The 5,488-nt window shown below is 71.9% G+C and carries 3 protein-coding genes; 2 read left to right on the top strand and 1 reads right to left on the bottom strand.

All coding sequences use genetic code 11. From position 1 onward, the window contains the following. Positions 1 to 210: 210 nt before the first annotated feature. The gene (locus ROTAS13_RS25810; protein ID WP_083755604.1) at positions 211 to 1,146 is read right to left on the bottom strand and encodes an ATP-binding protein; all 936 of its coding nucleotides are present in this window, start codon (positions 1,144 to 1,146) and stop codon (positions 211 to 213) included. A 777-nt stretch (positions 1,147 to 1,923) separates the two neighbouring features. On the opposite strand from ROTAS13_RS25810, the gene ROTAS13_RS18555 reads away from it, so the two are divergent. Both ROTAS13_RS18555 and mobF read left to right on the top strand, forming a co-directional pair. Continuing rightward, on the top strand, positions 1,924 to 2,235 hold the full coding sequence (locus ROTAS13_RS18555; RefSeq protein ID WP_073140700.1) for a hypothetical protein: 312 nt from the start codon (positions 1,924 to 1,926) through the stop codon (positions 2,233 to 2,235). A 12-nt stretch (positions 2,236 to 2,247) separates the two neighbouring features. After that, on the top strand, positions 2,248 to 5,488 hold a 3,241-nt coding region (gene mobF / locus ROTAS13_RS18550), incomplete at its 3' end, for a MobF family relaxase (RefSeq protein WP_075823058.1).

The raw sequence follows: 5,488 nt of genomic DNA, 5'->3' as shown, positions 1-5,488 counted from the left end.
GTAGATGTGATCAAGAGACAGCCTGTAGCGCGACCATGGCGCCCAGGCTGGACGACAGCCCAGCCAGCACCGGGGCGAGCGGGTCCCGCTCTACCCTGGCGGTTTCGGCCGCGGCTTCCAGATCGGCGCGAGCCTGGCGCATTGCCTCCCCCACGTCGGGGAGCTGCGCGCCCTCGCCAGGAGGGCCGGCCGGCGTCGGCGCCGCGGCGCTCACGGAAACCAGGAGCGGATCGGCGCCAGCGCCTGATCCATGCTCGCCATCCACTTGCGGACGCGAGAGCGGTTGAGCGGGCCGAGCGGCCCGACAGGCGCGCGGCCCTGCGGTTCCTGGCCGTCGCGCGCCAGGCTGAACGAGAGCCGCTTGGCCTCGATCTCGTTGGCCACGGTCGCGTCCAGCCGCGGCATCCAGATCGGCACCGCCCCGCGCGCCACGGCCTCGCGGAACGCGGAGTGATTGAGGACCCAGCCGAACGCTTCTTCCCGCGACTGCGTGGGGGACACCAAGCCCTCGTTGAGGATCAGCGCCGTCGCCGCCGGCGCAAACACCTTCTTCTCGAAGGAGGCGAGGGAGGAGAGATCGTCCACGCGCGGGCCGAGGGTGTAGATCGCGACTGGCGACACACCGGCTTCCTCCATTACGTCGCCCAGGTCGGGCGCATCGTCCAGCAGCCGGCTGAGGCTGGTATCGCCGCCGCCCAGGTCCAGCAGCGCCGAACGCTTCTCCTCCATCGCGAATCGAAGCAGCTCTTCCAGCCATGCCGCGACACTGGCGGCCTCGTTGGTGGGCGGCTGGTCAACGCCGTCCACGAAGGCGGCCAGGGAGCGGTTCTGTGGGTCCAGGGCGGCCGCCAAGACCTCGCTGCCGGTCGCGGCGGCGGCTTCGAGGATGTAGCGCAGCAGGGTGGTCTTGCCCGACCGCCCCGGGCCACTGACGAACCACACCTTGGGCTTCCCGGTCAGGTCGAGGATCGGCCCGGAAGGTGTCAGGGACGAGGCCGCCGCATCGAGCGCGGAGGGGGGCAGGCCGATGGTGGCTTCCGGGGCGTCAAAGCTGCGCTTGCGCTGGAACAGGCGGACGATGCTCGCGCCACCCTCGGCCGCGGGAGGAGCATCGGCGCCGGGAATGGCGGTCGGCTTAGTGGCCATGTTCGGTTCCTTCCAAGTCATTGCCTAAGCCGAGCAATGCCGAACTTCGGCTTAGCTGGCGGATTGACCCCCTCCGACAGGTTCACGGGTGAGTTGTCGGGCGCGGGTGGGCGAGGGGGGATAGGCGAAGGCGTCGTCGTGAGAGGCTGTGGCAACGCGGCAGACGCAGGAGGGGCGGCCGGTGCCGGCGTCGGCGCAGGAGAGGGCACCACGGAGGCGGGGATGGCCCCGGCAAGATTGCGAGCCTGAGCCCGCTTCACGTCTGCCCGGACACGCCACCATGTTTTGCGGGTGCGCTCCGGGGTGGCCGGCTTTCCGGTGCTGTCCGTGATGCCCAGGGATGCGAACTCGGCCGCCAGGGCAGGCCAGTTTGGGCGAACCTTCCCAAACTGCGCGGCTAGGTTCTCGTGATGCTGGCGCATCCATTGGTAGAGCCGAGAGCGCGAAGAACCCTGGTCCGCGGCCCGCAGCACCCGAGCTAGAGCGTCCTCATCGTCAGGCATGCCGGGCCGGCCATCCTAAGATCGTTGCCGCCTGCATCATGCCAAACGTCCCTAGAAGCGTCCACTGCTCTGTCCCTTTTTGATATCCGAAGCATCCCCAAATTTTCCTCTGGTGTCCCCAAAACGTCCCAAGGCGTCCCCTATGGCGTCCTCAAAGGGGCAGGGGAGGGGAAGAGAAGTCTTCTACAGACCAATGCACCCTAGAAGGTGCTGGTCTCATCCCCAGCGGAGATGGTTCATTGGCGCCCGACCACCCGACGCCGAGGAAGCCGCCATGTCAGACGCCATCACCGCCGAGCTGGCCCGCCTCCGGGACACCGTTGAGACGCTGACCCAAGGGCTGCGGATGATGGTGGAGACACAGGCCACCCACACCGAAATGCTGCAAGCCATCCTTGAGGCGGCGACCGAGGAAGCCGGCGAGAGCCCGCTGCCGGGCTTGCTGACGCAGATCGTGGAACGCCTCGACGAGCAGACTGGAATCCTGCACCGCATCGAGGCTGCGGCCGACGGTGGGCCGGTCGAGGATGCCCAGGACGACGAGCGCCACGCCGGCCGGCGGCCGGGGCCGCCGTCGCGTCAGTAGCAGGCCCGGCCGGTGCTGACCTTCCGCAAGGGCGCGGCCACCGTCACCCCTGGCGGTGCGCGGGCGATGGCAGACCACCTGATGGAAGAAACCCTCTCGCCCGAAGCCGTGGCGATGGGGGACTACTATACCCGGAACCGGGCGGCCGAGCTGGGGGCCGGGCCGGGACCGGGCGGCGAGGCAGGACCGGAGGCGCCGAACCGGGGCACTCGGCCGCAGCCGCGGCGAGACATGCACCCCGGTCTGGCGGCGGCGCTGGGATTGGACCCGCACGGCACGCCGACCGTGGAGCAGGTCAGTCAGATCCTCGCCGGTCGGCGGGCGGACGGCGCCGAGCTGGCGACGAACGAGGCCGCGACCACGCGCAGCGTCAGCTACATCGACCTGTGCTTCTCCGCCCCCAAGAGTGTCAGCCTGGCGTGGGCGTTCGCCCCGACCGAGGCCGAGCGGGCGACCATCCTCCAAGCGCACCGGGACGCGGTTGACGCCTCGCTGCGCTACGTCGCCCGGGAAATCGGCCAGGTCCGCCGCGGCAAGGCCGGCAGCGGAGGCACCGAGGCCGGGCACATCGCGTGGATCGGCTTCGAGCACTTCACCGCCCGCCCGACCGCGAGCGTGGTCGTCACCGACCAGAGGACGGGCGAGGACCGCACCGAGTTCTTCACCCTCCGCATGGAGCGCGATCCCTCGGGGGCAGGGGACCCCCAGCTCCACACCCATTGCGCGGTGCCCAACCTGGTCCTGACGGACGGCGGGCACCTCGGCGCCCTGGACCTCAACCCGACCCGGACGCGCATCCACGAGTTCGGCGCCTTCTACCAGGCGCAGGTCGCGGCGAACCTGCGCCGCGTCGGGGTGGAGGTAGAGTTGGAGGAGCGCACCGGCATGGCCCGCCTGTCGGCGATCCCGGAGGCGGTGTGCGAGGCGTTTAGCAAGCGCACCCGCGACGGCACCGAGGCGGCGCGGGCGGAGGCAGCCAAGCGCGGTCTCGATTGGGACGCCATGACGCCGGACATGCAGGTAGACTTCCTCAAGGGCGGCACGAAGGCGGCCCGCAAGAACAAGGAGGACGACCTCAGCGACTTCGCCGCTTGGCGCGGCCAAGCCGCGGCCATCGGCTGGGAGCACCGCGGCATCGTGGTGCCACGACGTCGAGACGCCGAGGCGCCACGGCAGCAGAGCCGGGCCGCCCGCCTGGAGGCCGCCTACAAAGCGGCGTTGCCCTTCCTCGAAGCCGAGTTCTCCCGCGCCTCGGTCCTCAACGGGGCAGACCTGCGCGCCGCGGCGGCCCGCGCCCTCATTACAGCCGGCATCACGCCGGGGGCGGAGGGCGGCCGGGCGGACGTGGACGCCCTGACGCGGGCCATGCGCGAGCGCGGGGTGCGCCAGGATGGCCAGCTCACGGGGCTGGTGTGGGGGAGGGAGGGCGAGCGCGACGAGGTGCGGGTGACGACGGCGCTGCACGTCGCCCAGGAAGGCGAGGCCGTGGCCCTGGCCAAGGCCGCCGCGGCGGATCGCGGCCGTGCCCTGTCCCCCGCTGCCCTGGCTGCCGCGGTGGAGCGCAGCGGCTTGGACTTTGGTGACGACCACGGGAAGGCGCAGCACGCGGCCATGCTGCGCCTCGGCACGGGCGGCGCCGTGGGCGTGGCGGTGGGTGTCGCAGGGTCGGGCAAGACCGCCCTGCTGCGCCCCCTGGTGGATGCCTGGAAGGCGCAGGGCGACAACGTGATGGGCGTGGCCATCGCCTGGCGCCAGGCCGAGCCGCTGAAGGAGGCCGGGGTAGGGGAGGTCGCTGCGCTGACGGGCTTCCTGCATGGGGTTCGTGCCGGTCGCCTCTCGGTCGGGCCGCGAACGGTGGTGGTGGTGGACGAGCTGGGGCAGGTGGGTGCCCGGCAGATGTTGGAGCTGTTGCGGCTGCGCGCGGAACACGGCTTCCGCATCGTCGCCGTGGGCGACGACAAGCAATGCCAGGGCATCGAGGCCGGGCCGGTAGTCAACCTCATGCGCCGGGCGCTGGGACCGGAGGCGGTGCCGGAGATCCTCACCACGCGCCGGCAGCGTACGGAGCGCGAGCGCGAGATCGCCGGGCTGTTCCGCGACGGCAAGGCGGCCGAGGCGCTGGCCATGAAGCGCGAGGACGGCACGGCCGAGGCGGTGCCGGGCGGCTACGACGACGCTGTGCGCCGGGTGGCCGAGCTATGGCGGCAGCGGCGCGAGGCGAACGCCGGCGATGCGGGATTCTCGATCAGCGTCACGGCGCCGACGAACGCCGACGCCCGCGCCGTGGCCTTGGCGCTGCGCGAGGAGCGCCGAGCGATGGGCGAGCTGGGGGCCGATCTGTTCAGCATCCGCGCGACCGACCAGGCCGGCGCCACATACAACCTGACCTTGGCGCCGGGCGACCGGGTGCGGCTGTTCGACCGGCTCAACGCCCGCTTCCTTGACGGCGGCCGGGGCAACATCGGCAACAACGGCAGCGTACTCGAAGTGCGCGAGGTGAACGCGGACGGGATCGTGCTGCGGACGGCCGGGGGCCGCGACGGGGCGGTGTCGTGGGACAGTCTGGCGGACAAGAAGAACGGCCGCACGCGGCTGGCGCCGGGCGACGTGCTGACCATCGACGCCGCCCAGGGCATCACCAGCCGCGAGCACATCAACGCCATGCCGGCGGGATCGGCGGGGGTGCAGGGCTTCAAGGGCTACACGGCCGAGAGCCGGCACAAGGATTCCGCCTGGCTCATCACCTCGGACGGGGCGGAGCGGCGCGAGGTGATGGCCCGACGCGCCCTGGGCGATGCTCGTCCGGTGGGTGCGGCCGATGTGTGGGAGAACGTGGCGCGGAATCTGGCACGGCAGCCGGCGAAGGCGTCAGCGCTCGACTTCATGGACCGCGCCCGCGACGTGGGCCGCACCGCGGCGCACGCCATGCAGTCCGGTTTCCGGCGAGCCGAGGCACGTGAGGTGGCGGGAGAGCCACGGACGACCCTGGGGGCACACCTCCGCGATCGTCGCGGCGGCCGGGCGGTGGGGCAGGCGGTGGAACGGCTGCGGCAGGCGCTCGATGCCCGCTGGCAGGCGGTGCGCGAGCTGGCCGACCGGCTGCGGCGAGCCGGCGGAACCGTTCTGCAGGAGGGCGGAGGCGAGGAGCAGCGGCCGGCCGAGGGCGAGGCCAAGGCGGTGCGCGACCGGGCGCGGGACAACCAGGCCCGTAGCCGAGCGGCGGCCGAACGGCACCGGGCGCCGCGGCCGAAGC

Source organism: Roseomonas sp. TAS13, assembly GCF_001950415.1.
GTDB lineage: Bacteria > Pseudomonadota > Alphaproteobacteria > Acetobacterales > Acetobacteraceae > Roseomonas > Roseomonas mucosa.
Note: the sequence above shows the minus strand (reverse complement) of the source record. Positions and strands in the feature narration are given on the sequence as shown.